This is a genomic window from Paenirhodobacter enshiensis, from assembly GCF_000740785.1.
Lineage (GTDB): Bacteria > Pseudomonadota > Alphaproteobacteria > Rhodobacterales > Rhodobacteraceae > Rhodobacter > Rhodobacter enshiensis.
Genome location: NZ_JFZB01000005.1, coordinates 184167 through 210796 on the forward strand (window position 1 = coordinate 184167; position 26630 = coordinate 210796).

The following is a 26630-nucleotide window of genomic DNA, read 5'->3' on the forward strand; positions in this document are numbered from 1 at the left end:
TTGGCCGAAGAAAAGACAGGGCCGGGGGAAAGAGTCAAGGCATACCTTACTAAATAAATCAACTAATCGGGAGAGCCCGCCCCCGCCCCGGTCGCGATCTGCAGCGTCGCCCATTCCTGCGCGGCGGTATTGGCCGCCGAGGCCGCGCTGACATCGGCGGAATATTTCGACCGGTCGGTGTCGAGCAGATCGAGAAGCGAGGTCGCGCCGTTGCGATAGTTCTCCTGCGCCAGCGACAGCGCCGTGCCATAGGACGCCGCCGCCCGGTCGAGCGCGACCCTGCGCGCCCGGAACTGGGTCAGGTTCGACTGCGCCAGCTGCACATCGCCGACCGCGCCGGTCACCGCGCTGCGCCAGGCGATCTCGGCCTGACGCGCCGCGGCGATCTTCGCATCGCGTGCCGCCGCCAGTGCGCCCTGGTTGAGCAGCGGCAGGCTGACCGAAGGACCGAACGACCAGCTCTTGACCCCCGAGGCATTGGCGACCGATCCCCCCAGCGTGACCGAGGGCAGCATGTCTGCCGTCGCCACCCCCACCCGCGCCGTCGCGGCGTGCAGGCTCGCCTCGGCCGAGCGCACGTCGGGGCGGTTGCGCAGCAGATCCGCCGGCACCCCCGTCGGCACCGTGCCCGGTGTGCGCAACGGTGCGCCGCCCTGCTGCATCCGCGCCAGCAACGGGCCGGCGGGTTCGTTCAGCAAGGTCGCTATGGCGAAAACATTGGCATTGAACTGCGCCAGATCGTTCGGCACATCCGCCGCCGCGGTATCGAGCAGCGCCTGCGCCTGCGCGACGTCCAGCTCTGTCGCGGCACCGGCCTCGAACTTGGTGCGGGTGATGTCCAGCGTCTGACGCCGGGTCGCCATCGTCCGGTGCGCCAGCGTCAATGCCTGCTGATAGTAGCGTGCATCGGCATAGGCGGCGATCAGCTCGGCCAGCCAGGCGAGGCGCGCGGTCTGCAGATCGTCATGCGCTGCCTGAAGATCGGCCTGCGCCGCCTCGCGGTCGCGCCGGATGCCGCCGAACATGTCGAGCACCACATCCGCCGAAAGGGTCGAGCTGCTGCGATACCCCGTGGCCTTCTGACTGCCGCCCGAGCGGTCGCGCGACGCCGAGGCCGAGCCCGACAGCGCCTCGTTCACCCCGGTGGCACGCAGGTTCGCCTCGGCCCCGGCGATGGCCGCGCGCGCCGACTGCACCGTCAGCGCCTGCGCCAGCCCCCGCCCGACCAGCTCGTTCAGCAGCGGATCGCGATAATCGCGCCACCACTCGCGGCTGGCAAGCGCCGCGACCGGGCCGCCGGTGCCGCCGACGAAGGCCGGTGTCAGCGCAACCGGCGGCTGGCGATAATCCGGACCGACCGCCGCGCATCCCGCCGCAACCAGCAGCGGCGCCAGAATGAGGGCCTTGGATCTCATGCGTTTTCCCCGTTTCCGCGCGATTTCAGCCGGGCCACACCGGACATCACCGCAACATAAAGCACCGGCACCATCACGATGCCGAACACGGCGGTGAAGGCAATCCCTCCGAGCATCCCGATCCCGATGGAATTCTGCGCCTTCGCCCCCGCCCCTGAGGCCAGCGCCAGCGGCAGAATACCGAGCGCGAAGGCCAGCGTGGTCATCAGAATCGGCCTCAGCCGCATCCGCGCCGCCGTCACCGTCGCCTCCAGAATCGTCTTGCCTTCGGCGCGCAGGGTCTCGGCGAATTCGACGATCAGGATCGCGTTGCGCGCCGCGAGGCCGATGGTGGTCAGGATGCCGACCTTGAAATAGACGTCATTGGTCTGGCCAAACACCTTCGCCGCGATCAGCGCCCCCAGCACGCCCACCGGCACCGCCAGCATCACCGCGAAGGGCACCGTCCAGCTTTCGTAAAGCGCGGCAAGGCACAGGAACACCACCAGCGCCGACAGGGTATACAGCAGCGGTTCCTGATTGCCGGCTTTCTGCTCCTGCAACGACAGCCCGACCCAGGCGACCGAGTAATTGCCCGGCATCGCCTTCACCAGCTCCTCGATCTTCGCCATTGCCGTTCCCGAGGCCACGCCGGTCGCCGGGTCGCCCGTCAGTTCGATCGCGCCGGTGCCGCCGTAACGATAGAGCGTCGAAGCAATCATCTGCCCGTCGATCGTCATGAACGAGCCGAAGGGCACCATCTCGCCCGAGCTGTTCTTCGCCGACCAGTCGAAGATGTCGTCGGGCTGCATCCGGTAAGGTGCATCGCCTTGCACGATCACCTGCCGCAGCTTGCCGTTCAGTGTGAAATCGTTGACGTAATCGCCCGCGAAGATCGTCGACAGCATCGAATTCACGTCCGACAGCGTCAGCCCGAAGGCCTGCGCCTTCTGCCGGTCGAGGGCGATCTGCATCGAGGGGGTCGTCGCCTTGTCGTTGCCGCGCATCCCCGACACCAGCCCCGTCGCCGCGGCCTGCGCAACCAGCGTGTCGGCCGCCGCGCGCAGCGCCGCATTGCCCTGCCCGCCGGTGTCGACCAGATACATGTCGAAGCCCGAGGCATTGCCCATCCCATGGATCGCCGGCGGCTGCATGAAGACGATCTGGCCGAACCGGTTGCCGGCAAAATGCTTCGTCGCGGCCTGTGCGATCTTCGCCGCCGGCATGTCGGGCCGGCTGGCATAATCGCGCAGCCGGATGAACATCATCGCCCGGTTTTGTCCGGTGCCGCCGAAACTGAACCCGACGGCGGCGAAGGTGGACTGAACGTTGTTCTTCTGGTCCTTGAGCAGGTAATCCTCGATCGCGGCGACGGCCTGTTCGGTCTGGCCGCGGGTGGCATTGTCGGGCAGCGTCACCATGCCCATCAGCATCCCCGTATCCTCGGTCGGAACGAAGGAGCTGGGCAGCGCCCGGTAGCTGAACCAGACCCCGCCCGCGATGGCGGCAAGCACCACGATCACCCGGAACGGCCGGCGGATGAAGCGCCCGACGACGCCGGTATACCCCGTGCTCAGCCGCGCGATGGCGCTGTTGAAGGCGCGCGCCGGCCCGAACCGGGTGGGCGGACGCGGGCGCAAAAGGCTCGCGCACATCGCAGGTGTCAGGATCAGCGCGACGAACAGCGACAGCACCATCGCCGAGATGATCGTGACCGAGAACTGCCGATAGATCACTCCGGTCGAGCCCGACATGAACGCCATCGGCAGGAACACCGCCGACAGCACCATGACGATTCCGACCAGCGCCGAGGAAATCTCGCCCATCGACTTCTCGGTCGCCTCGACCGGGCCGAGGCCCTCTTCCTCCATCACCCGCTCGACGTTCTCGACCACGACGATGGCGTCGTCGACCAGAAGGCCGATGGCCAGCACCAGCGCGAACATGCTCAGCGTGTTGATCGACATGTCGAAGGCGGTCAGCACCCCGAAGGTGCCCAGAAGGACGATCGGCACCGCGATGGTCGGGATGAGCGTCGCCCGCCAGCTTTGCAGGAAGGCAAGAATCACCAGAAACACCAGCACCACCGCCTCGCCGAGCGTGTGATAGACCTGATTGATCGACTCCTCGACGAAGGGCGAGGTATCGAAGGGATATTGCACCTCGACCCCGACAGGCAGGGCGCCCTGCAGATCGGCAATGGTCTTGCGCACCGCGGCGGCCGTATGGACCGCATTCGCCCCGACCGCCAGGTTCACACCGAAGCCCGCAGCCGGCTTGCCGTTGTAGCGCGACGTCGAGGCCAGATCCTGCGCGTCGATCTCGACCCGGGCGACATCGCCCAGATAGACCGTCGATCCGTCCGACGCCGTGGTCAGCGCGATGCGCTCGAACTCGTCGATGCTCGACAGCTGCGATTGCGCATTCAGCGGGATGGTGAACTGCTGCCCCTGCACCGCCGGCAGCGAACCGAGTGAGCCGACCGAGATATTCCTGTTCTGCGCCGTCACCGCGGTGGTCACGTCATTCGGCGTCAGCCCGTATTTGTAAAGCTTCGCCGGATCGAGCCAGATCCGCATCGCATAGGGCGAGGAGAAGGCGTTGATCGCGCCCACCCCTTCGGTGCGCTGGATCGGGTCGAGAAGGATCCGGTCCAGCATGTCGCCCAGCGCCGAGCGGTCATAGCGCCCGTCCGTCGACACCAACGCCCCGACCATCAGAATCGACGAGCTCGACCGGCTGACCGAGACACCGGACTGGATCACGCTGTCAGGCAGCTTCTTCTGCACCAGCTGCAACTTGTTCTGAACATCGACCTGGGCCGACTGCGCCGTCACGCTGTCGTCAAAGATCAGCTGGATCGACGAGCGCCCCGACGACGACGTCGACGTCATATACATCAGCCCATCGAGGCCGGTCATGCCCTCCTCGATCACCGCGGTAACGGAATTCTGCACCGTCTCGGCGGTGGCGCCGGTATAGCTGGCCGAAACGCGGACCGTGGTCGGCGCGATCTCGGGATACTGCGAGACGGGCAGCGAGGTCAGCCCGAACCAGCCCGCCAGCATCACCAGGATGGCCAGAACCCAGGCGAAGACCGGCCGGTGAATGAAGAAGCGCGCCATCGTCAGTTCGCCGCTGCCGGGGCATCCCGGGTCAGCCCATCGGCATCGATGCTGACCGGCACCGACTTGACCTCACGTCCGGCGGTCAGCGACTTCAGTCCGTCGACGATCAGCTTGTCGCCTTCGTTCAGTCCCCCGGTGACGATCCAGTGGCTGCCCTGCGTGCCGGAATAGGTCAGATCGACCGCTTTCGCTTTGCCGTCCTCGACCACGAAGGCGGTCAGCCCGCCGGTGGCGGAGAGCGTGGTGGCGCGCTGCGGCACCAGGAAAGCCTGCGTCGTTCCAAGCGTCACCGTGCCGCGCAGAAACATTCCGGGCAGGATCTTGCCATCGGGGTTCTCGAACTCGAACCGCAAACTGAGCGTGCCGGTCGAGGTCGACACGATCGAGGACGGCGTGACCATATGACCCTTTCCGGTATAGGTCTGCCCATCCTCCAGCACGAGGCGGGCGTCGATCTCCTTCGTCGGGGTCAGGGCACCGTCGTCGATACGCTGACGGATCGTGAGCATTCGCGCCGAGGGCTCGAGCATGTCGACATAGATCGGATCGAGGCGCGTCACCGTGGTCATCGCATCACTTTGCGCCGCCGAGACCAGATCGCCGACGGAAACCGCCTGCACCTCGGGGATACCGGCGATCGGACTGCGGATCGTGGTCCAGGACAGCTGCGTCTGCGCGAAATCGAGTGCCGCGCGCGCCGATTGCAGCGTGGCTTTCGCCGAAGCGAGATCGGCCTCGGCGCTTTCCAGATCGGCCGTGGTGTAGCCCTTGCCCACCAGCTTGGCAGTGCGGTCATAAGCGGCCTGCTTGATCGGCAGATCGGCCTCTGCCTGCGACAGCGCGGCCCGGTCGGCGGCGACCGTGGCCACGTAACTGGCATCGTCGAGCTGGAACAGCGGATCCCCCGCCGCGACCGGCTTGCCCGGAGTATACCCGATCGCCGTCACCACCCCCCCGACCCGCGGCCGGATCGAAACCTGTTCATAAGCGACGGCCCGACCGGGCAGATCGACGCCTTGCGGCACTGCCTGCCGGCTCATCGAGACAACCCCGACCGACACGGGCCCGGCCATGCCCTTCGCCTGCTGGGCCTGCGCCGATGCGAAGATCGTCATCGTCGCCGCCATCGCGACCCCGGCAAGCCACGCCACCGCCTGTCTGTTCATCGCCCGCCTGCCCGTTCCTGTCCCGATGGCCCTGTCTACCCTCATATAACGGCAAGTCGCCGAAAGTCTGTCGCGACCTCAGGCTTTTGTGATCGGCGGGCAGAGGCGCGTTCAGCCGATGTAACTGCGCACCAGGGCATCGGAGATCAGCGTCCAGCCATTCGCCACCACGAAGAAGGCGAGCTTGAACGGCAAAGCGACGGCAGCCGGCGGCACCATCATCATGCCCATGGACATCAGGATCGCCGAAACAACGAGATCGATGATCAGGAAAGGCAGATAGATCATGAAGCCAATCTCGAAGGCGCGGGTGATCTCGGACAACATGAACGAAGGCACCAGAACCGACAGCGGCACCTCCGCGCCTCCCTCCCCGGACGGCAGGTTGCGCAATGCCATGAAGCGGTGCAGCGTGTCCGGATCGACCCGGGCAGACATGAAGGTCCGGAACGGACCCATTACCTGATTGAAAGCGTCCTCGACCCCGATCTGACCCGCCGCAAAGGGACGACCGCCGGCCTCCCAGCTTTGGGTGAAAGTGGGCTCCATAATGAACCAGGTCAGAAACAGAGACAGACTGACAATCAGCATGTTCGGCGGAGCCGACTGCATCCCCAGACCCTGCCGGGTGATCGACAAGACCGTGACGACAAAGGGAAAACAGGTAATCATGATCGCCAGACCCGGCGCCACGCTGAGCAGCGTGATCGCCCCGAACAGCAGCATTGAGCGCCCCGCGAGGCTTTGATCCGCCCCGAGATCGAGCGTCATCTGCTGCGCCGCGGCCGGACCGGCGAGCAGGACGAACAGCAGGCACAGCCAGACCCGCATTCAGAGCACGTCCCGCGCGTCGACGACCTCGGTCAGTCGCACGGCCAGCGTGGGATTGGCGTCATCGCCGCTCTCGGTCAGCTCTCCGCGTGCGATCAGCCGGTCGCCGATGTACAGCTCCACCGGATCTTCGACCCGACGGTCCAGCGTCAGCACCGAATCCTTCTTCAGCTGCAGCATATCGCGCACCGTCGGATGCGCCCGGCCGACCGATATGGTGATCTCGATCGGCACCTGCGAGAACGGATTGGCACGGTCAGCCCCGGGGGGCGGCGGGCTTTGCGGATCGCTCATCGTCATCATCCTGTCGGTTGGAGGTGAAATAGTCGCTCACGGCGGCCCCGATCCGCATCGTCAGCGAATCGAGGTCGATCTTGGTCTCGCCCCGGGCGAAGGCGACAACCGCGACCCCGGCGGCCCCCGATCCGGCATCCACATAGTCGATCGGCAGCCCCTCGATTTCGCCCAGCAAACTGCGCAACTGGCCCAACACCCCGGCCGGAGCGGTGACTCGCAGGGGCAGGTTCGCGAGATCGGCGGCCTTGTCGCGCAGAAGATCGACGATCATCGGCACCAGAGACCGGTGTGCCGCCGCGGGCAGCACCTTTCCGACGACCTCGGCCATCAGGGGGGCGATCTCGGCCATAAGGGCCTGGCGTGCCTCGTGATAGGTGAAGGACAGATCCTGCAGATGCTGAAGGGCAGCCTCAACCTCGGCAGAGCGCTGCGCGTCGTGCGCCGCACCGGCATCCTCCCAGCCGGCCCGATAACCCGCATCATAAGCCGCGAGGCGTTGCTCTTCCAGTGCAGCCAGTGTTGTCATGATCTGATCGGTCTCGACCTCAGTCGCGCCGAAGCATTCGAGGCGCAGCTTCTGCATCGCTCAGACCTCCCGATCCGGGGTTTCCATCCAGCCCCGCAAGATCTCGGCCGATTCGGCGCGGCGCTGCTGAATGAGCGTGCGCAGCCGGGCGACCGGATCGCCCTCCATCGCGCCGACAGTTTCACCCGGAAGGGAAATGTCGGCCATCCCGAAGCTCGGCATCACAAGTTCCGGCTCTGCCATCGGCGCCATGGCGGGCATCGCCATCGCCGGAGCCGCCATCGCGGGAAGCGAATCCGCCACCGGCACGGGCAAACCCGCACCTCCGGACGGGGCCGGCAAGGCAGGCTCGCGACGCTGCAACAGCATCGGGCGCACCACGAACAACCCCAGAATCAGAACCACCAGCGCGACCACCCCGATTTCCGCCATCCGCATCAGATCGAAGGACTGGCTGGCCAGAAACCCGCCCGTCGCCTCTGTTCCCGTGGCCTCCAGCGGCCGGAACGGCATCGAGCGAATCGTGATCACATCGCCACGCGCCTCGTCGAAGCCGACGGCCGAGGCCACCAGATCGTGCAGCGCGGCAATCTCCTCGTCCGAGCGCGGCGCGGTCGTCGGCTGCCCCTTATCATCCTTACCCTCAACCCCGTCGACCAGAACCGCGACCGTCAGGCGCTTGATATCGCCGGGGTCACGCACGACCTCACGTGTGGTTTCTGAGACCTCGTAGTTCGTGCGCTCGCGTGTTTCGTTGTCCTGACTTTGCGACCGGCTGTCATTGGCTCCATTACCCTCGGGCAGGTTCGAGGCCACCGTTGTGGCACCACTGCGATTATTGCTGTCCTGACGCTTGCGCTCTTCGGAATCGGTCGAAATCGCGACGCGTGTCTGCGGGTCGATGCGCCGCTCCGTCACCGCTTCGCGTTCGGTGACGGTATCGACGGCGACCTCGACCACGGCATTGCCATACCCAACCCGCGCCTCGAGCACCCTCTCGGCATTGCGGCGCAGCTCTGCCGCGCGCATGTCATTCGAGCGCTGCGGCGTGTCATCGCCGACCGACACCAGGCCGGACGCGCTGTCGATGATCGAAACGTCTTCGGGCCGCATTCCCGAAACGGCCGATGAAACCATATATTTCAATGCTTTGGCCTGAGGCGGCGAAAGCCCGCCATTGACCGTTGTGACAGTGACCGAGGCCGTCGGTCGCACGGTGTTGCGAAATCCCTGCCCGACCGGATTGGCGATATGCACCCGGGCGGCGCGAATCTCGTGATTCGACAAGATCGTGCGGGCCAGCTCTCCTTCCTTGGCGCGCCAGTAGGCGGCGTCGAACATCTGCGAGGTCGTGCCAAACCCCGACAGCGTGTCGAGCAGCTCATAGCCGTTGCCCCCGCTTTCTGGCAGCCCATCCGAAGCCAGCGACATCCGCAACGCATCGCGCTGCGCCGCATCGACCCAGATCGAATCGCCCTTCACCTCATAGCTGACGCCACGCTGATCCAGTGCCGAAACGACCTGACCGGCCTGCGCCGCCTCCAGCCCGGCATAAAGCAGCGCCATCCGCGGCTTCGCCGCCAGCCCCGACAACGCGAGGATGGCCGCGAACATCGCCACCGCCGCCGCGCCGGCAATCATCCGGCGACGGGTATCGAGTGCCTGCCAGGCGGTCGAGATCTGTTGCAACGCACACCTCCTGCGAGCGGACTTCTGCCCTGTCTGCACGGCGATGTTTTCCCGGTTCCGCTTAACAATCGGTTAGTCGGTGCACGGTTATAGCTTTCCCGACGAAAGATTTCGGTGGCGAACATGAGCCTTGAGGAAACGACCCCCCCCCCTGCGAAGCGCAAGCTGCTCCCCATACTCATCGGGGCAGTGCTGATGGCGCTGTGTGGAGGCGGCGGATTCTTCTTGTCTTACAAGGGCTTTTTGCCCGATCTGCATCGCGAATCCGGGGATAAGGCCCCCTCCCCGGCCGACACGGCTTTCGTGCCGCTCGATCCGATTCTGGTTTCCATCGGCCCCGAATCGGCCCGCCATCTGCGCTTCTCGGCCCAGATCGAAGTTCCGAAGGACAAGGCCCGGGCTGTCGAGGAACTGAAGCCGCGTATCGCCGACATTCTCAACAGCTACCTTCACGTGCTGACCCCCGAAGAAATCGAGGCTCCCGGTTCGCTGATCCGGCTGCGCGCCCAGATGCTGCGCCGCGCCCGAATCGTGACCGGAGAAGACATGATCGACGACCTGCTGATTACCGAATTCGTTCTCAACTGAGGGAAAACAATGACAATCGTCGCGGATATCCTGATTGCCATCGCTGCCCTGGGGGCGGCCGTCTACTGCATGATCCTGTCCCGGCGCCTGAACCGGTTCAGACAGCTCGAAGGCGACATGGGAACGGCCATCGCCGTCCTGTCGGCCCAGGTCGATGAGTTGACTCAGGCGCTGAAACGGGCTCAGGAATCGGCATCGGCATCGGCGGGGCAGCTGTCGCGGCTGACCGAACACGCAGATGCCGGAGCGAAGCGCCTGGAGCTGGTTCTCGCCTCGCTGCATGACATACCGCCCGCAGGACAGGCCCCATCGGCGCGCCACCGCGTCGTGCGCCGGCGGTCGCGGCACAACATGGCGGAGGAAGCGGCATGACCATCCGCCCCCGCGGTCGCGGCATTCTGGCCGCGCTGGCGCTGGTCTTTGTGTCGGCGGCCCTGATGCGCATCGCTTCGTTGCCCGGGGTGGCTGCCGGCCTTGCAAGTGCCGCCGATTCGGCCCGCCAGTGCCTGAGCGAAACCGACACCGCCGCCCTGCTCGACACTCTGCGCGCCCGCGAGGCGAAGCTGGAGCAGCGCGAAGGTGCCCTGGCCGACCGGGCTCAGGCGCTTGGCGTCGCCGAAAAGGGAATGGAGGAGCGTCTGGCAGCCCTGCGCAAGGCCGAGGACGACCTGTCCAAAACCGTCACCTTCGCCGACACCGCCGCCGACAGCGATGTCGCGCGTCTGGTCGCGATCTACGAGAACATGAAACCACGGGAGGCCGCCCCCCTGTTCGAGACGATGGCACCCGACTTCGCCGCAGGCTTCCTGGCCCGGATGAAGCCCGAAACGGCCGCGGCCGTGATGGCGAGCCTCGACCCGAAATTCGCCTATTCCGTCAGCGTGATCTTTGCCGGCCGCAATGCCGGCGCTCCGAAGAACTGACCCCTGTGTCGCAGCGACGAGAGCAGCGCCCATGATCAACATCGCAGGCATCGTGATCGTCTTCGTGATGGTCTTCGGCGGCTATGTCGCGGCCGGAGGACATCTGTCGATCATCATCGAGGCCGTCCCCTTCGAAATGATCATCATCGGCGGCGCTGCCGTGGGATCTTTTGCACTGGCGAACGACGTGGCGTCGATCAAGCATGTGATGCGCGACATGAAGAAGGTGTTCAAGGGGCCGAAATGGAGCCCCGCCGACTATCGCGATCTGCTGTGCCTGCTGTTCGAGATCATCCGCCTTCTGCGGCAGAACCCCGTCGCCATCGAAGAGCATATCGAGGCTCCGGAAAGTTCTGCGATCTTCACGAGATACCCGAAGATTCTGGCGGATCACGATGCCGTCGAAATGATCTGCGATACATTGCGGGCGGCGTCGATGAACTATGACGATCCGCATCAGGTCGAAGAGGTCCTGGACAAGCAACTGGACGCCAATCTGGAACATGCCCGACATTCCAGCCACGCCTTGCAGCAGATGGCCGACGCCATGCCGGCGCTCGGTATCGTGGCCGCGGTTCTGGGCGTGGTGAAAACGATGGGGGCCATCGACCAGCCGCCGGAGGTCCTGGGAAAGATGATCGGCGGCGCACTGGTCGGCACCTTCCTCGGCGTTTTCCTGGCCTATGGGTTCATCGCGCCCTTCGCCTCTCGCATCCGGTTTTGCGTCGACGAAGACAGCAATTTCTACCGCCTGATCCGCGAAGTTCTGGTATCCAATCTGTATAATTACGCGACCAATATCTGCCTCGAGGTAGGGCGGCAGAACATGCCTCATCACCTCCGGCCAAGCTTCTCAGAGCTCGAGCAGGCGCTGAAGGCCGCCAGGACCGAAGCCGCATGAGCAGTTTGCGTCTTCTTCTGTGGTCGGTCACACTGGCTGTCTGGGCCATCGCGGCCTCCGCCCGCGATGTCATTGTCAGGTCGGGCGAGCACGCGGGATTTACCCGTGTGGTCGTCCTGTTTCCTCAAGGCACTGAATGGACGGTCCGCCAGTCGGGCACGGAGATTCTGCTGACCGCCCGCGGAGAGCCGTTGGATTTCGACCTGTCGAACGCCTTTCGCCGCATTCCCAGGGCGCGCATCGCGGACATGACTGCCCTGCCCGATCGAGCGACACTGCGCCTGACAACCGCCATGACGACGCGGGTGTCCTCCTTTGGCCTGAGCCAGGGCGGAGCGGTCCTCGATATTTCGGATGCAACCGATCCGGCCCCCGAGCCGCAGAACCGCGATTTGCCATCATCGTGGTGGCGCGAAGATTCCGCCGGAAACCAACCCCCGAGGCCAACCCTGCCCCTGCCCGATTCCCGGGTTCAGCAGGCCGAACAGGACTTGCTGCTGCAACTGGGGCGCTCTGCAACGCAAGGGGTGGTTCGCATAAATCCGATGGCTCCTGCCCGTGCGGCGCCAGAGCCGGTGACGCCACGTTCCGACATTCTGTTCGGCATGGACAGCCTGACCGTGATGGACCGGGACATGGGAATGCTGGTTCGACGGATGGGACCGGGCGGCCGCACCTGCGCAGCGGACGAGGATTACGATCCGGGAAGCTGGCTGAACGACCAGCCCCCTGTGCAACAGATCTCAGCCGCACGCCGATCTCTCATCGGTGAATTCGACCGGCCGGACCAGAACGCGGTCACCGGACTGGCCAGAGTCTATCTGGCCCTCGGCATGTCCACGGAGGCCAGACGGACCATCGAAGCCTTTCGCGACGCCACGACGCCGGTGCGAAAATCAGACGCGGCCATTCTGGCGATGGCCGATGTGCTCGACGACCGCCCCGCTTCCGCGTCCCTGACCGCCATGCGCGGATGCCCCGGAAGAGTTGCGATCTGGGCCTTTCTGGCCTCGCCAGAACCGGCTGCAGCGACCGCTTCCGACATGGATGCCGTGCAGCGCAGCTTTTCCGCCTTGCCGCAGGGGCTCCGGGACGCGTTGGGAATGCGGCTGATCGACCGCCTGCTGAAGGCCGGCGCCAGAGAGACCGCAGAAGCCATCCGCAACACCTTCCGCCGCTCGGAGACGCCGGAAAGCGACGCCGCCCGTCTGGCCGAAGCACGGCTCGAACTGGCCGACAAGGCACCGGCGGCGGCCGCAGACCTTCTCGGACCCGTGGCACAGGGCAAGGATGCCGAGGCTGCCCGTGCCGTCGCAATGCGCATCGACTCCTTCATCGACAGGCATCGCGCCGTCCCCGAGGCCGAAACGCAGCGGGCGGCCGATTTCGTGCATCTGCTGGGCGACGGTCGCGACAGTTACCGGATGCGACGGGCGCAAATACTGGGGGCCGCCTCGGTCGGAGACTTTGACACGGCATTCGCCGTGCTCGATGCCTGGCCCGCCGGAACCGAAGACGACCTGCGCCACAGCGCCGGGCAAAAGGCGTTCGACATTCTGTCGCGGGTGCCGGACGACAATCTGTTTCTGTCGCGCCTGCTGCCGCGGGTCGCTCAGGCGCGGGAGACCGGACTTGGGCTGAACCAGCAAATTGCCTTGTCGGAACGGCTGTCCACACTCGGCTTCGGAGAAGCCGGAGCCTCCGTTCTGGACCCGCCAGCTCAGCGCACCCCCCGCGGCCGCGTTGCGCTGGCACGCGCGGCACTGGCCAACGGCGACCCACCGACAGCGATTGCCGCACTTGATGGGATGGATGGGTCCGATGTGGCCGTCCTGCGGGCCGAAGCTCTGGCCGGTCTTGGCGAACATGCCGCAGCGGCCGAGATGTTTGCCGCGATGAACGACACTGCCCGTGCCGCGCAGGAAGCCTGGCGCAGCGGCTCTCCCGACGCGATCCTGCGCTTCGGGACCGAGGCACAGAAAACCGCAATCCGCCGGTCTCTGTCCCGGGCGCCCGCGCCGGAAGAGGGGACTGGCCTGCTGAGCCGCGCCAACCGACAAATCTCCGACAGTCAGGCAGACCGTGCTGCCTGGGAAACACTTCTGTCTCAGGTTCCACCGCCATGACGTCTTGATGTCGGCGACATCGGCCGATTGGAAAGCCCGAAAAGCAACCGCGAGAAAACGAACGTCTTGTCTCAGTCCGATACGATGAGCGAATCCGTGCAATTGAATTTACGCAATGGGCATTGCCCTGAATCCGATCCGCGAATGCCGGACGGAGCCGCAGCATGACAATGACCGGGACAAGATCGGTATCGCAAGCGAACCTGCCCCGCTCACGGTGCCTGTTCGGACCGCCATCCTCTGCTAAAGTCCGGTCGAATCGCCCCGGCCCGGATGACAGTCAGAGGGCCGAAGGCGGCGGTCGCCGAAAAAACAGGGAGCCCCACATGCTGGACAAGCGTAAATTCTATATCGACGGCGCATGGGTGACGCCGGCAGCGGCCCGCGATCATGCGGTCATCGATCCCTCCACCGAAGAGGCCTGCGCGGTGATCTCGCTCGGCGATCAGGCCGATACCGACCGCGCCGTCGCCGCCGCCAGGGCCGCGCTGCCCGGATGGCGCGCCACACCGCCGGCCGAACGCATTGCCCTCGTCGAGCGGCTGATCGCGGTCTACACCCGCCGCATCGACGAGATGGCCGAAGCGATCAGTCTGGAAATGGGCGCCCCGATCGACTTCGCGTTGCGAGAGCAGGCTGGCGCCGGCACTTGGCACATGACGAATTTCGTAAATGCGGCCAAGGACTTCCTTTGGATCCATCCGCTCGGCGATGGCACACCCGGGGCGATGATCTCCTATGAACCGGTTGGCGTCGTCGGGCTCATCACGCCGTGGAACTGGCCGATGAACCAGGTCACGCTGAAGGTGACGCCGGCGCTGATCGCGGGCTGCACGATGGTGCTGAAACCCTCGGAAGAGGCACCGCTGTCCTCGATGCTGTTCGCCGAATTCATCGACGAGGCCGGTATCCCGGCGGGCGTGTTCAACCTGGTCAACGGCGACGGCATGGGCGTCGGCACCCAGCTTTCGGGCCACCCGGACATCGAGATGATCTCGTTCACCGGCTCGACCCGCGCCGGAAAGGCGATCTCGAAGACTGCGGCGGAAACGCTGAAGCGCGTCTGTCTGGAGCTGGGCGGCAAGGGCGCGAACATCGTCTTCGCCGATGCCGATGACGATGCGGTGCGCCGCGGCGTCGTGCACATGATGGAAAACACCGGGCAGTCGTGCAACGCGCCGAGCCGGATGCTGGTCGAACGCCCGGCCTACGACCGCGCGCTGGAAATCGCGAAGGCGACGGCCGAGGGGATCCGCGTCGCCTCGGGTCACGAGGCCGGCGATCACATCGGCCCGGTCATCAACCAGAGCCAGTTCGACAAGATCCAGGGCCTGATCGCCGCCGGCATCAAGGAGGGCGCGACGCTGCTGACCGGCGGCCTCGGCCGTCCCGAGGGGTTGAACAAGGGCTATTTCGTGCGCCCGACGGTCTTCGCCGACTGCACCCCCGACATGACCATCATGCGCGAGGAAATCTTCGGGCCGGTGCTGTCGATCATGCCTTTCGACACCGAGGAAGAAGCCCTTCGGATCGCCAATGATACCCCTTACGGGCTGACCAACTACGTCCAGAGTCAGGACGGCGCCAAGGTCAACCGCGTCCTGCGCGCCTTCCATTCAGGCATGGCAGTGGCGAACGGCCAGAGCCGCGGCGCCGGCGCGCCGTTCGGCGGGGTCTCGGCCTCCGGGCGCGCGCGCGAGGGCGGCCGCTGGGGCATCGAGGAGTTCTGCGACTCGAAGTCGATCGGCGGTTGGGTCGAATAAGACAGGCTCAGCCCTGTTCCGCGATCGTCCGCAGACTGCGGGCGATCAGCGCCGGCACCTCGGCCATCTCGCCGAGGGCCGGCAGCAACTGCCCGCGAAATCCCCCTTGATCGAGCGCCGCGGGAATATCGCCCGCGACATGGCCCGCGCGCAGCGCGAAGAACGGCAGGCAGACCGCATCGGGCGCTTCCGCCGCGACATCGGCGAGGAACGGCGCCTCTTCCAGAAATGCCGGCAACACACGGGCGAAACGTCCCGCCAATTCCAGCCGCCGCACCAGATCGAGCGCACTGTCCCGCGCCGGACCCGGCCGGCGCGCGCCATGGGCGACGAGGATGACCTCGGCCGTCCCGGCGGGAAGCGCGCTCAGCGCCAGATCGGTCAGCGCGGGTTCCAGACCGAAGGGCGGCAGGATCCGCGCGGTGACACCGATTTCGGCCAGACGACGGGGCAGTTCGGTGCGGGTGAACCAGCCCTCGGCCATCAGGAACGGATAGATCACCGGATCCGACAGCCCCGCGACCGCCGCGTCGAGCGCACCCGGCAGCGCCAGCGTGGCCGAGCGCACCTCATGCCCCGGCACCAGCGGCGCGACATGTGCCGCGATGGCGGCAAGCGCGGCATCCGCAGGCAGCGGCTCCGAGGGCGATCCATGAGCGACAAGGACGAAATCCGGCATCGGTGCACCCCTTTCCGAATGGTCTCCGGCAGGCCGGATCAGGGTTCGACGCCACCCATCTCGCAGACCAGACGCCATTCCTCTTCGGTCACCGGCTGCACCGACAGGCGCATACTGGTGACAAGCGACATCTGCGACAGCCGCGGCTCCGCCTTCACGGCGGCCAGCGTCACCGGCTGCGCCAGCGGGCGCAGCGCGCGGATATCGACGCAATCCCACCGCGGATCCTCGGTGGTGCTGTCATGATGGGCGAGCGCGCAGACCTCGACGATGCCGACGGCCTCCTTGCCCTGATTGGAGTGGTAGAAGAACCCCTGATCGCCAAGCTGCATCGCGCGCATGTTGTTGCGTGCCAGATAGTTGCGCACGCCGTCCCACTGCTCGCCGGCGGCCCCTTTGGCCACCAGATCGTCCCAGGAGAACACATCCGGCTCGGACTTGAACAGCCACTTCGCCATCAGCCGACGACCTTCTTCCATTCGGTGATGCGCACATCCTCGAACAGGCCGGCCTTGGCATAGGGGTCATTCGCCGCCCAGTCCTTCGCCACCTCGATGCTGTCGCCCTCGACCACCACCATCGAGCCGGTCATCCGGCCGTCTTCCAGAAACGGGCCGGCGATCTGCACGATGCCGGTTTCGGCCAGATAGGCGAGGTGTTTCTCGCGGTTGTCGAGCCGGGTCTGAAGCGCGCCGGCCTTGTCCTTGCAGATGATCGCGAAGAGCATTCATTCCTCCTTGAGCGGGCGCGACAGCAGGGCATGGGTCGCCTCGGCCACCGTCATTTTCTTTGCGGCCAGCGCGGTGACCATCGTGGCCACCGGCATGTCAATGCCGGTCCGCTGCGCAAGGTCCACCACGGCGCGCGCGGTTGCAACCCCCTCGACCGTGGTGGTGGGGTCGAAATCCTCGCCCGCGCCAAGCGCGTGACCGAAGCGGAAGTTGCGCGACTGCACCGAGGTGCAGGTCAGCACCAGATCGCCGAAGCCCGACAGCCCGGCCAGCGTCTCGGCCCGCGCGCCGAGGTGGGTGGCGATGCGCACCATCTCGGCGAAGCCGCGGGTCATCAGCGCGGCACGGGCGGAATCGCCAAGGCCCGCGCCGATCACCACCCCGGCGGCGATCGCGATCACGTTCTTCAAAGCACCGCCCAGCTCTGCCCCGGTCTTGTCCGAGGTGCGATAGAGCCGCAGGCTCGGCGTCGACAGCCGGGCCTGAAGCGCGCCGCCATCCTCGTCACAGGCCAGCGTCAGCGCCGTCGGCAGCCCGCGCGCGATGTCGGCGGCGAAGCTCGGCCCGGTCAGGATCGCGGCATGGGCCGCCGGGCAGATATCCGAGATCAGCGCGACCGGCCCCCGCCCCGAGGCAAGGTCGATCCCCTTCGAGCAGCCGACCAGCACCCGACCATCGAGAAGCGCGGCATGTTCGGTCAGGAAGGCCGCGGTCTGCTGCATGGGCACGGCGAGCAGGATTACCGGGGCGCGGGTGGCCTCGGTCAGATCGGCGGTGACGGCGACGTTTTCGGGCAGCGGACAGCCGGGCAGACGGCGCTCGTTCAGCCGGGTGCGGGCGATCTCGGCCACCTTGGCGGCATCGCGCGCCCAAAGCGTCACTGGCCCGTTCTGCGCCAGCGTGATCGCCAGCGCCGTGCCGAACGCCCCTGCCCCCAGAACCGCGACCGTCATGCCTTCGCCCCCTTCTTGCCGGACCCGAGCATCGCCGGCGCGTGATCGTCGAGCGGCCAGCGCGGCCGGGCCGTCAGGTCCATCCCGTCCCTCTCGCCGCGGCGAAACCGCTGCATCCCGGCGAAAGCGATCATCGCCGCGTTGTCGGTGCACAGTTTAAGCGGCGGCGCGGCGAATTCGGCACCGAATTCGGCCGCGACGCCCTGCAACCGCGCGCGGATCGCGGTGTTCGCGGCAACGCCACCGGCCACGGCGATCGCCGGACGGGCCGGGTTGCGCTCCATGTAAAGGCGCATGGCGCGGCGGGCCTTCTCGGCCAGAACGTCGGCCACGGCGGACTGGAACCCGGCGCACAGATCCGCACGGTCTTGCCGCAGCAGCCCGCCCGCCTCGGCCATCGCCGCATCGCGGGCACGCACCAGCGCGGTCTTCAGCCCGGAAAACGACATGTCACAGCCCGGACGGTCCAGCAGCGGGCGCGGAAAATGGAAGCGTTTGGCATCGCCCTGACGCGCCTCGGCCTCGACCGCGGGGCCACCCGGCTGCGGCAGGCCGAGGATCTTCGCCGTCTTGTCGAAGGCCTCGCCCGGCGCGTCGTCGATGGTGCCGCCGATGCGGGTGAACGCCTCCGGCCCGCCGACGATCAGGAACTGGCAATGCCCGCCCGAAACCAGCAGCAGCAGATAGGGATAATCGAGCCCGTCGGTCAGCCGCGGCGTCAGCGCATGGCCGGCCAGATGGTTCACGCCCACAAGCGGCAGCCCGGTGCCCGCAGCGATGCCCTTGGCGCACATCACGCCCGACATCACCCCGCCGATCAGCCCCGGCCCCGCCGTCACCGCCACCCCGTCGAGATCCGCAAGTCCGAGGCCCGAGACCGCAAGCGCCTCCTCGACGCACAGGTCGAGCTTCTCGGCATGGGCGCGGGCGGCGATCTCGGGGACGACGCCGCCATAGGGGGCGTGCAGCTCGAACTGACCGGCGACGACCGAGGCGAGGATTTCCGGCACCTCGCCGGTCAGGCGCACGATGGCCGCGGCGGTATCGTCGCAGCTCGATTCGATGCCGAGGAAGGTGAGGCTCTGGGTCATCCGGCCCCCGTCGAATTGTTGCGTGGTACTGTCTTCGCAGGTAACACCAGAGACATGACCCTGCAATCCCGGGAGCGGCCGATGCCCGACGATCCCCGCCCGACGCTGCTTGTCACCCGTCCGCGTGCCGGCGCGATCCGCTTCGCCGAGGCGTTCCGCGCCCGGTTCGGTGCCGACTGGCCGGTGATCGTCTCGCCGCTGACCGAACTTCGCCCGACCGGCGCGCCGATCCCCGAGGCGGGCGACTACATCTTCACCTCGGAACAGGCGGTCTTCGTGATGCCGCCGGCAAGCGCCCTGCCCCGTGCGGGCCGGCGCGCCTGGTGCGTCGGGATGCGCACCGCCGAGGCCGCGCGCGCCGCCGGTTTCGAGGCGATCGAGGGGCCGGGCGATGCCGCAGGCCTGTGGCGGATGCTGCTCGCCGAGGCGCCCGAAGGCCCGCTGGTGCATGTCCGCGGCGAAGAGGTCGCCGTTCCGCTGGCCGAAATGTTGAATGATGCCGGTCTGGAAGCACAAGAAGTGGTGGTTTACCGGCAGGAGCGCCTGCCCTTGACGCCAGAGGCCACGGCGGCCCTGGCAGGGACGGCGGCACTGCTGGTGCCGGTGTTCTCGCCCCGCACGGCGCGGACGCTGACGGATGCGGTGGCCGACACCGGCACAGAACGGCGCGCGCCGATCTGGCTCGCGGCAATCTCGGGCGCGGTGCTGGCGGCGGCCGGAGGGCTGCGGGCCGAGCAGGCCGAGATTGCCGGTCACCCCGATGCGGCGGGGGTGCTCGATGCGCTCGAACGACTGATGCGGGTGCAGTGAGCGTGACCTGACAGAAGGCCCGACAGACGGGTTGAGCCCCGCCCCCCACCCCACTAGACTACCCCGAGACCAAGCCCGCGCGAGGAGGACCATCGGCCATGACGGAACCCGAAACCACCCGGACGACCGAGATCACGGCCGAAACCGCAGACAAGGCCATGGCAGCGGAACGCGCCCATGCCGAAAAGGTCCGGGCACTGGCCGAAGTCTCTGAACCTGAGAAACAATCTCCGGCGGCCGAGGCGCCCCGCACGGCCGGAGCCGGCTTCGGCGCGCTGCTGGCGGGCGGTGTGATCGCGGCGCTGATCGGGGCGGGCGCGACGGTCTGGGCGCTGCCGCGTGTGCCGCAGCTCGCGGCACTTCTGCCACAGCCGGCCGCCGTGGATGACGGCACGGCCGACAAGATCGACGCTCAGGCGAAGCAGATCGCGGCGCTCGACGCGCGCATCGCCACGCTGCAATCCGCCCCACCGGCCGCGGCCGACGATCAGTCCGGCCTGCGGGCCGCGCTGGACGAAACGACGGCGCAGTTGCGCAATCTCGACGGCCGGATGAAAGCCGTCGAGGACCGGATCGCGGCCCAAGGCACCGCATCGACGACCGAAACCGCCGATACCTCGGGGCTTCAGGCGCAGATCGACGCGCTGAAGGCGCAGATCGGCGCGGTCTCGCCCGAGGCGATCTCGGCTCAGGTCAATGCCGCCGCCAGTCAGGCCGAAACACGCCTGAAGCAGGGCGAGGCGCAAAGCGCCGAACTGCGCGCTCAGGCCGAGGCGGCGGTGAAACGCACCATTCAGCAATCCGCGGTCGCCCGGCTGTCGGCCGCCTATGACGCGGGTGCGCCGCTCGGGCCGGCGATCGCCGATGCGCAGGCGGCGGGGCTGAGCGTCCCCGCGGCGATCTCGGCCACGGTGCCGACACTCGCAACGTTGCAGATGTCCTTCCCGGCGGCGGCGCGCGATGCGCTGGCGGCCGCGCGCAAGGCCGGCGCCCGCGAAGGCGGTATCGGCGAACGGGCGATCGCCTTCCTGATGACGCAGGTGGGTGCGCGCTCGGTCAGCCCGCGCGACGGCACGGATGCCGATGCGGTGCTGTCGCGCGCCGGTGCCGCGGTCGAGGCGGGCGACATCGCCCGCGCCACCGCCGAACTCGACACCCTGCCCGAGGCCGGCAAACAGGCGATCTCGGGGTGGATGGCGCTCGCTCAGGCGCGGCTCGCGGCGGGCAAGGCGCTTGGCGATTTCGCCGCCTCGGTTCGATAGGAGGAGGGCGCGATGATCTGGTCTTTCGTCAAGGTCGCGATTTTCCTCGTTCTGGTAGTGGTTCTGACGCTGGTCGCGGCACATCTCGCCGACAGTGCCGAGGCGCTGCGCATCGTCGTCTTCGGCACCGAATACACGCTCGGGCCGCTGACCGCGGCGATTGCCGCCATCGTGATCATCGGGGTGATCTGGGGCGCGATCCGCGCCATCGGTCTTCTGGTCGCGGCCGGGCGGTTCCTGCTCGGCGATACCACGGCGATCAACCGCTATCTGGACCGCCGCGCCGAGCGCAAGGGCTACGAGGCGCTCGCGCAGGGGATGCTCGCCGTCGCTTCGGGCGAGGGAAAACTTGCCCTGTCCGAGGCCGCGAAGGCAGAGCGTTACCTGAAGCAGCCGCATCTGACCAATCTGCTTGCGGCGCAGGCGGCCGAGGTCGCTGGCGACACCGGCAAGGCCGCCGAGGTCTACAAGCGCCTTCTGGGCGACGAGCGCACCCGTTTCGTCGGCATCCGCGGGCTGATGCGCCAGAAACTGGCCGAGGGCGACACCGCCACGGCGCTGGCGCTGGCCCAGAAGGCCTATGCGCTGAAACCCTCGCAGACCGAGGTGCAGGACACGCTGCTGAAGCTGCGCACCGAGGCCGGCGACTGGAAGGGCGCGCGCGAGGTGCTGAACGACAAACGCTATCAGGGCCAGTTGCCGAAGGACGTGCATCAGCGTCGCGATGCGGTCATGGCGCTGCAGGAGGCGAAGGGCGTTCTGGCCGAGGGCGCGACCATCGAGGCGCGCGAGGAGGCGATCGCCGCCAACAAGGCTTCGCCCGATCTGATCCCGGCGGCGGTGATGGCGGCCGATGCCTATACCGCCGAGGGCAAGGCGAAGAACGCCGCGCGCGTGATCCTCAAGGCCTGGGAGGCGCAGCCGCATCCCGATCTGGCCGCGGCCTTCGCCCGCATCGTGGCGGACGAGACCCCGGCCGAGCGGCTGAAACGCTTCGGTAAACTGCTGGCGCTGCGCCCCGATCATGACGAGAGCAAGCTGCTGGAAGCCGAACTGGCCATCGCGGCCGAGGATTTCCCGGCGGCGCGGCGCGCGCTCGGCGATCTGGCGACGCGCCATCCGACGCAGCGGGTGATGGCGCTGATGGCGGCCATCGAACGCGGCGAAGGCGCCGATGACGCGGTGGTGCGCGGCTGGCTGGCGCGGGCCCTCAGCGCGCCGCGCGGCCCGCAATGGTGCTGCGACAAGTGCCAGAACATCCAGTCGGACTGGACGCCGGTGTGCAACAACTGCGGTGGGTTCGACACGCTCAGCTGGCGCGAACCGGCAGCCGGATCGCAGCCGGTGACCAACGGCGCCGAGATGCTGCCGCTGATCGTCGGCACCCCGGCCACGCCAGAGCCCCAACCCTCGCGCGAGGAAGCGATCCGCGCCGCGGCCGACGGGAATTGTGACATCGACTGGGCGGCGGAGTTGCGCCCTCCGGAGCAGAAATCCGGGAAATGAGCCTCCCTTGACCCGGCCCGGCCTTCGGGACAGATTGCCGCGACTTTGACGGGCGCGACGGAAGGAAGCGACATGCAACGGACCGAGAACGGGCAGAGTGCCCGACTTAACGCCCTTGTCGTGACCTTCAACCGGCTCGACCAGCTGCAGGTGACAGTGGCGCGGCTGCTCGACAGCCCCGCGGCCGAGCTTGAACGCGTCTTGGTGTTCGACAACGCCTCGACCGACGGGACGCGGGAATGGCTCGATGCGCAAAGCGATCCGCGCCTCGAGGTGGTGCACAATCCGGTCAATCTGGGCGGCGCCGGCGGGTTCGAGGCCGGGATGCGCCTGGTCCATGACCGCCACGACCCCGACTGGCTGCTGATCATGGACGACGACGCAAGGCCGGAGCCGGGCGCGCTGGCCGCGTTCCACGCCCGGCTGAGCGAGGGCACGCCGGATTTCGACGGCCTTGCCACCGCGGTGCGCTACCCGGCCGGCGGCATCTGCGAGATGAACCGGCCCTGGATGAACCCGTTCTGGCATCCGAAAGTGTTCCTGCGCGTGCTCTTTGGTGGCGGGCGTGCGGGCTACCACCTGCCCGACAGCGCCTTCGAGCCGACGGCCGCGCCATGCGAGATCGACGGCACCTCCTTCGTCGGGCTGTTCGTGTCACGTAAGGCGATGCAGCTCGCGGGCTTCCCGCCGGGCAACCTGTTCATCTACGGCGATGACGTTCTTTACACGCTGGCGATCCGCAAGGCCGGACTGAAGCTGACCTTTGACCCGACAGTGCGCTACGAGCATGATTTCCGGACGTTTTCCGGCGGAACGCTGCGCGTCTACAAGCCGCTTTGGAAGGTTTACTACAACTACCGCAACGGCCTGCTGATGTATCACGAGGCATCGGGGCCGCTGTTCTGGCCACTGATCTGCCTGCTGATCCCGAAGTGGTTCCGCCTCGGCCGCCATTACACCGAGGCACAACGCCCGGTTTTCCGCCGTCTGCTGAAACTGGCGATCCGCGATGCGCTGCTGCGCGATACCCACCGCAGCCACGCGGAAATTCAGGCCCTTGCCCGGGTTCCGGGCGAGGACTGACCCCCGGACACCACCGCGCCAGCTTACCGGAACAGAAAATCACCGTCGGAAATCTCGTGCACGCCTTTCAACACGATGGTTTCACCCGCGTGCACGATGGTCATGCCGATTGACGCATCGGTGATTTTCAGGTCGTCGAGATCTGCGACCCCGTTGATGCCAGAGATCCGCAGATGGTCGGTCCCGGGGGTGAAATCGACGATCGTATCGCGGTCTCCCGCGGTCCAGGCCGAGAACACGAAGGTATCCGCCCCGCTCCCGCCGGTCAGCCGGTCATTGCCTGCTCCGCCGTCCAGCCGGTCATTGGCCGTGCCGCCATAGAGAAAATCGGATCCGGAGCCGCCGAACAACGTGTCGTTGCCGGTATCGCCGTAAATCCGGTCGTTGCCGGCGTCGCCCAGAACACGATCGTTGCCGGCACCGCCCGTGAGAAAATCGTTTCCGGTCTTGCCATAGAGGCGGTCATGACCGTCCTCGCCGCGCAACGCGTCATTGCCGGAGGCGCCGACCAGCGTGTCGTTCCCCGTCCCTCCGTTGAGCTGGTTGGCGCCGGATCTATCCTCCAGCCAGTCGTTCCCGCTGCCGCCGGTCAGCGTATCGTTACCGGCATCGCCGAAAAGGCGATCGTTGCCGCTGCCGCCGGACAGGCGGTCGTTGTCCGCCCCGCCGTAAAGCCGGTCATTGCCGTCGTCGCCCGCCATGATGTCGCGGCCGCTGTCTCCCTTGAGAACGTCGTTGCCGGAGCCGCCATAGACCCTGTCATTGCCCGGTCCGCCATAGACCCCGTCGTTGCCGCTGCCCCCGGCCACCTGGTCGTTGCCGGAGCCGCCATAGAAGATGTCGTTGCCAGATCCGCCAGAAAATTTGTCATTGCCGGCTTCGCCATACAGCCGGTCATTGCCCGCATCGCCGAACAGCCGGTCGCTGTTGTCGTTGCCATAAAGAGCATCGTTGCCGGAGCCGCCATAAAGCGTATCGGAGCCCGAGCCGCCATAAAGACGGTCGTCGTCGTTTCCTCCGGCCATCTGGTCGTTGCCGGAGCCGCCATAAAGCGTGTCGCGCCCCGATCCTCCGGAAAACTTGTCATTGCCAGACTCGCCGTAAAGACGGTCGTTGCCGGCATCACCAAACAACAGGTCGTTGCCTTCGTTCCCATGCAGAATATCGTTGCCGGAACCGCCATAGATCCGGTCGCTGCCGGTCTCGGCATAGACCAGATCGTTGCCATCCGAGCCCTGGATCAGATCGTTGCCCGCCCCCCCCCAGATGCTGTCATTGCCAGAATCTCCGCTGACCGTATCGTTGCCCGCCCCGGTATAGATGCGGTCCGACCCGCTGCCGCCAAAGATCCAGTCCGACCCGGCCAGGCCGTAAAGGCGGTCGTTGCCACCACTGCCATAGACCCGGTCATTCAGATCCGTCCCGACCAGAAGGTTGGCAGCATTGTTGCCCGTCAGAATTTTCGCGTAAACCACGGGGCTTGTTTCCAAAATCACGCCAGAATTCGGCGCCGGCGCAACCGGGACAGGTCCTGCCCCGGGGACGGGGGCGGGCGTGCTGGTCTGCAAAGGTGACGGCTGCACAACGACATGAGAAGCGACCGAGGGGATCAGCTGCCTCACCTGAGCGAGGCTCAGCGATCTGCCGGAACCGGAGATCAGGGTCAGTGTCTCGGTCCCGTAGGTCAGAACCGCCCCTGTCGCCCTTGCAGAATAATTCAGTGCCTCGACCGAGGTTGCCCGGGTCCAGGCCGAGATGTCGATCAGATCCTGACCCGGCGTCGCGTCGAGGATAGTGTCCGCCTTGCCGTCGCGGTGCAGCACGAAGATATCATTGCCGGTCCCGCCCCTCAGCCGGTCGCTGCCGGCGCCGTCGGTCACGATGTCGTCACCCGCCCCTGCGTCGATCCCTGCCCCTGCGGTGCCATAGACCGACAGCACGTCGCCGCCGGCACTGCCGGTCAGTGTTCCCGACCCGGTCGAAGCCGTCATCCCCGTCCCCGACAGCCCGAGGCGCAGCAGCGTCAGTCCCGCTTCGGAACCCGAGGTCGTGGCGATCAGAAGCTCGTCCCCCGTGGCGGTAACGGAAAGCGCGCTGCTGCCCGTCAGAGCCGTGCCCGCAAGATCGGCCCGGGTCGCGAGATGGACAAGCCGCCCCTCCGCAGTCAGCGCAAAGACCGTCAGCCCCTGATCGCTGCCCGACGCTACGACATAGGCCCGCCCGCCCGCAGAAACGGCCTGCAACTGCGTCACCCCGTCGAACCGCGTCGTCAGATCGTCGAGAACATGGTCCCTGACGATCAGCTTGCCCGTGGAACTGACCTGCATCACCGTCAGCGAGGAGGTTTCCGACGCCCCAGCCACCACGAAGGCCGCTCCGCCCACCTTGACCGTGGCCAGCGCCGTCACCGTATTCACCGGCACCGATTCCTGCATACCCAGCCGGTCGGTCTGCGTCAGCCGCCCGTCGCTGCCGAGGCTGAACGCCGTCACCCCATGCTCGAACGCCGATCCGGCAATGACGAAGGTCTTGCCCCCGATGCTGACCGAGGCCAGATCGCTGACCGCGCGCAGATAGGCGGCGCTGCTGTCGGATACCGTTTGCAGCGGGCTCAACGTGCCCCTCGCACCGTCATAACCGAAGACCGACAGGCCGGAGTAATCCGCCGCCGCACCGATCATCCAGGTCTTGCCGCCGCTGTCGACCGAAAGCAGGCTGACCGCCTCTTCCTGAGAGGGTGTTTTCGACAGATAGGTGGTAACGGCATGACCTGCATCGAGTGCCGCTGCCGCTGCCGCATCGGCCAGTGCTGCCTTGGCCAAAGAGCCGGAATTTCCCGAAATCACTGCAGAAACCCGCGCCATGGACGCGATCTCGGACGAACCGACCTGCGTCATGGCGCCCTTGTCGGTCATGTCGTAAACCAGCCGCTGGCCCGCGGTATAATCCCATACGGCAACCCGCTCCGCGCCGGACGAAGCCCCGAGTCGGATCAGTGCGACCTGCCCGCCAGCCTCTGAAAAGGCCCCGGAAGTCAGATTTCGCAGCAATTGCAAGACCCAGCTCATTTCCCGCAATCCCCGTGGACGTCGACACGAGGACGAGAATACCTATCCAGAACTAACTAATTCCTTCAGGAAACCGGCTCTTTCCAGACAAATCATGCAAATTGGATTCAAATTA

The 26630-nt window shown here is 66.6% G+C and carries 23 protein-coding genes; 10 read left to right on the top strand and 13 right to left on the bottom strand.

Annotation, left to right across the window (positions count from 1 at the left end; all coding sequences use genetic code 11):
* Positions 1–62: 62 nt before the first annotated feature.
* The 7 genes from CG50_RS03785 to fliF all read right to left on the bottom strand — a co-directional run bounded on the left by CG50_RS03785 (position 63) and on the right by fliF (position 9031).
* Positions 63–1415: an efflux transporter outer membrane subunit gene (locus tag CG50_RS03785; RefSeq protein WP_036635375.1), complete on the bottom strand. Its 1353-nt coding sequence runs from the start codon at positions 1413–1415 to the stop codon at positions 63–65.
* On the bottom strand, positions 1412–4519 hold the full coding sequence (locus CG50_RS03790) for an efflux RND transporter permease subunit (protein ID WP_036635377.1): 3108 nt from the start codon (positions 4517–4519) through the stop codon (positions 1412–1414). The genes CG50_RS03785 and CG50_RS03790 overlap by 4 nt, the downstream gene beginning before the upstream one ends.
* Positions 4520–4521: 2 nt before the next feature.
* Positions 4522–5688 (bottom strand): efflux RND transporter periplasmic adaptor subunit, encoded by a 1167-nt coding sequence (locus CG50_RS03795; RefSeq protein ID WP_036635379.1) that lies wholly within the window; start codon positions 5686–5688, stop codon positions 4522–4524.
* A 111-nt stretch (positions 5689–5799) separates the two neighbouring features.
* A complete protein-coding gene (gene fliP / locus CG50_RS03800) occupies positions 5800–6519 on the bottom strand; it encodes a flagellar type III secretion system pore protein FliP (protein WP_036635381.1) in 720 nt (239 codons plus the stop codon).
* Entirely contained in the window at positions 6520–6813 is a 294-nt protein-coding gene (locus CG50_RS03805) for a FliM/FliN family flagellar motor switch protein (protein WP_036635383.1), read from the bottom strand.
* Positions 6776–7399 (bottom strand): hypothetical protein, encoded by a 624-nt coding sequence (locus tag CG50_RS03810; RefSeq protein ID WP_051909461.1) that lies wholly within the window; start codon positions 7397–7399, stop codon positions 6776–6778. Before CG50_RS03810 ends, CG50_RS03805 begins: the two co-directional genes overlap by 38 nt.
* Positions 7400–7402: 3 nt before the next feature.
* Positions 7403–9031, bottom strand: coding sequence for a flagellar basal-body MS-ring/collar protein FliF (gene fliF / locus CG50_RS03815; RefSeq protein ID WP_036635385.1), 1629 nt, complete (start codon positions 9029–9031; stop codon positions 7403–7405).
* Between the two features lie 123 nt (positions 9032–9154).
* Here fliF and CG50_RS03820 point away from each other — a divergent pair, with 123 nt between their 5' ends.
* The 6 genes from CG50_RS03820 (at position 9155) to CG50_RS03845 (ending at position 15332) form a co-directional block, all read left to right on the top strand.
* The gene (locus CG50_RS03820) at positions 9155–9619 is read left to right on the top strand and encodes a flagellar basal body-associated FliL family protein (RefSeq protein ID WP_051909463.1); all 465 of its coding nucleotides are present in this window, start codon (positions 9155–9157) and stop codon (positions 9617–9619) included.
* A gap of 9 nt (positions 9620–9628) precedes the next feature.
* Positions 9629–9991 carry a hypothetical protein gene (locus tag CG50_RS03825; RefSeq protein WP_036635392.1) on the top strand — a complete coding sequence of 121 codons (363 nt, stop codon included), beginning with the start codon at positions 9629–9631 and terminating at the stop codon, positions 9989–9991.
* The gene (locus CG50_RS03830) at positions 9988–10542 is read left to right on the top strand and encodes a MotE family protein (protein WP_036635394.1); all 555 of its coding nucleotides are present in this window, start codon (positions 9988–9990) and stop codon (positions 10540–10542) included. Before CG50_RS03825 ends, CG50_RS03830 begins: the two co-directional genes overlap by 4 nt.
* A 31-nt stretch (positions 10543–10573) precedes the next feature.
* Entirely contained in the window at positions 10574–11443 is an 870-nt protein-coding gene (motA, locus tag CG50_RS03835) for a flagellar motor stator protein MotA (protein ID WP_036635395.1), read from the top strand.
* Positions 11440–13569, top strand: a complete 2130-nt coding sequence (locus tag CG50_RS03840) for a hypothetical protein (protein ID WP_152559418.1) — start codon at positions 11440–11442, stop codon at positions 13567–13569. The genes motA and CG50_RS03840 overlap by 4 nt, the downstream gene beginning before the upstream one ends.
* A 326-nt stretch (positions 13570–13895) precedes the next feature.
* Positions 13896–15332 (top strand): aldehyde dehydrogenase family protein, encoded by a 1437-nt coding sequence (locus CG50_RS03845; protein ID WP_036635397.1) that lies wholly within the window; start codon positions 13896–13898, stop codon positions 15330–15332.
* Between the two features lie 7 nt (positions 15333–15339).
* Here CG50_RS03845 and CG50_RS03850 read toward each other — a convergent pair whose 3' ends face one another.
* The 5 genes from CG50_RS03850 to tsaD are packed head-to-tail and all read right to left on the bottom strand — an operon-like array spanning position 15340 to position 18786.
* Complete coding sequence (locus tag CG50_RS03850; RefSeq protein WP_036635399.1) at positions 15340–16011, bottom strand: CbiX/SirB N-terminal domain-containing protein; 672 nt, start codon at positions 16009–16011, stop codon at positions 15340–15342.
* 38 nt (positions 16012–16049) lie between these two features.
* Positions 16050–16469 (bottom strand): EVE domain-containing protein, encoded by a 420-nt coding sequence (locus CG50_RS03855; RefSeq protein ID WP_036635400.1) that lies wholly within the window; start codon positions 16467–16469, stop codon positions 16050–16052.
* Positions 16469–16738, bottom strand: a complete 270-nt coding sequence (locus tag CG50_RS03860; protein ID WP_036635401.1) for a YciI family protein — start codon at positions 16736–16738, stop codon at positions 16469–16471. The genes CG50_RS03855 and CG50_RS03860 overlap by 1 nt, the downstream gene beginning before the upstream one ends.
* Positions 16739–17695, bottom strand: coding sequence for an NAD(P)H-dependent glycerol-3-phosphate dehydrogenase (locus CG50_RS03865; protein WP_036635403.1), 957 nt, complete (start codon positions 17693–17695; stop codon positions 16739–16741).
* Entirely contained in the window at positions 17692–18786 is a 1095-nt protein-coding gene (gene tsaD / locus CG50_RS03870) for a tRNA (adenosine(37)-N6)-threonylcarbamoyltransferase complex transferase subunit TsaD (protein ID WP_036635404.1), read from the bottom strand. Before tsaD ends, CG50_RS03865 begins: the two co-directional genes overlap by 4 nt.
* Before the next feature lie 81 nt (positions 18787–18867).
* On the opposite strand from tsaD, the gene CG50_RS03875 reads away from it, so the two are divergent.
* The 4 genes from CG50_RS03875 (at position 18868) to CG50_RS03890 (ending at position 23447) form a co-directional block, all read left to right on the top strand.
* A complete protein-coding gene (locus CG50_RS03875; RefSeq protein WP_051909465.1) occupies positions 18868–19596 on the top strand; it encodes a uroporphyrinogen-III synthase in 729 nt (242 codons plus the stop codon).
* 98 nt (positions 19597–19694) lie between these two features.
* Positions 19695–20858: a COG4223 family protein gene (locus CG50_RS16155; RefSeq protein ID WP_051909467.1), complete on the top strand. Its 1164-nt coding sequence runs from the start codon at positions 19695–19697 to the stop codon at positions 20856–20858.
* Positions 20859–20870: 12 nt separating this feature from the next.
* Positions 20871–22364 (top strand): heme biosynthesis protein HemY, encoded by a 1494-nt coding sequence (locus CG50_RS03885; protein ID WP_051909469.1) that lies wholly within the window; start codon positions 20871–20873, stop codon positions 22362–22364.
* Between the two features lie 72 nt (positions 22365–22436).
* Positions 22437–23447, top strand: a complete 1011-nt coding sequence (locus CG50_RS03890) for a glycosyltransferase (protein ID WP_036635408.1) — start codon at positions 22437–22439, stop codon at positions 23445–23447.
* Positions 23448–23470: 23 nt separating this feature from the next.
* Here CG50_RS03890 and CG50_RS16160 read toward each other — a convergent pair whose 3' ends face one another.
* On the bottom strand, positions 23471–26515 hold the full coding sequence (locus CG50_RS16160) for a calcium-binding protein (RefSeq protein ID WP_081880265.1): 3045 nt from the start codon (positions 26513–26515) through the stop codon (positions 23471–23473).
* Positions 26516–26630 lie beyond the last annotated feature (115 nt).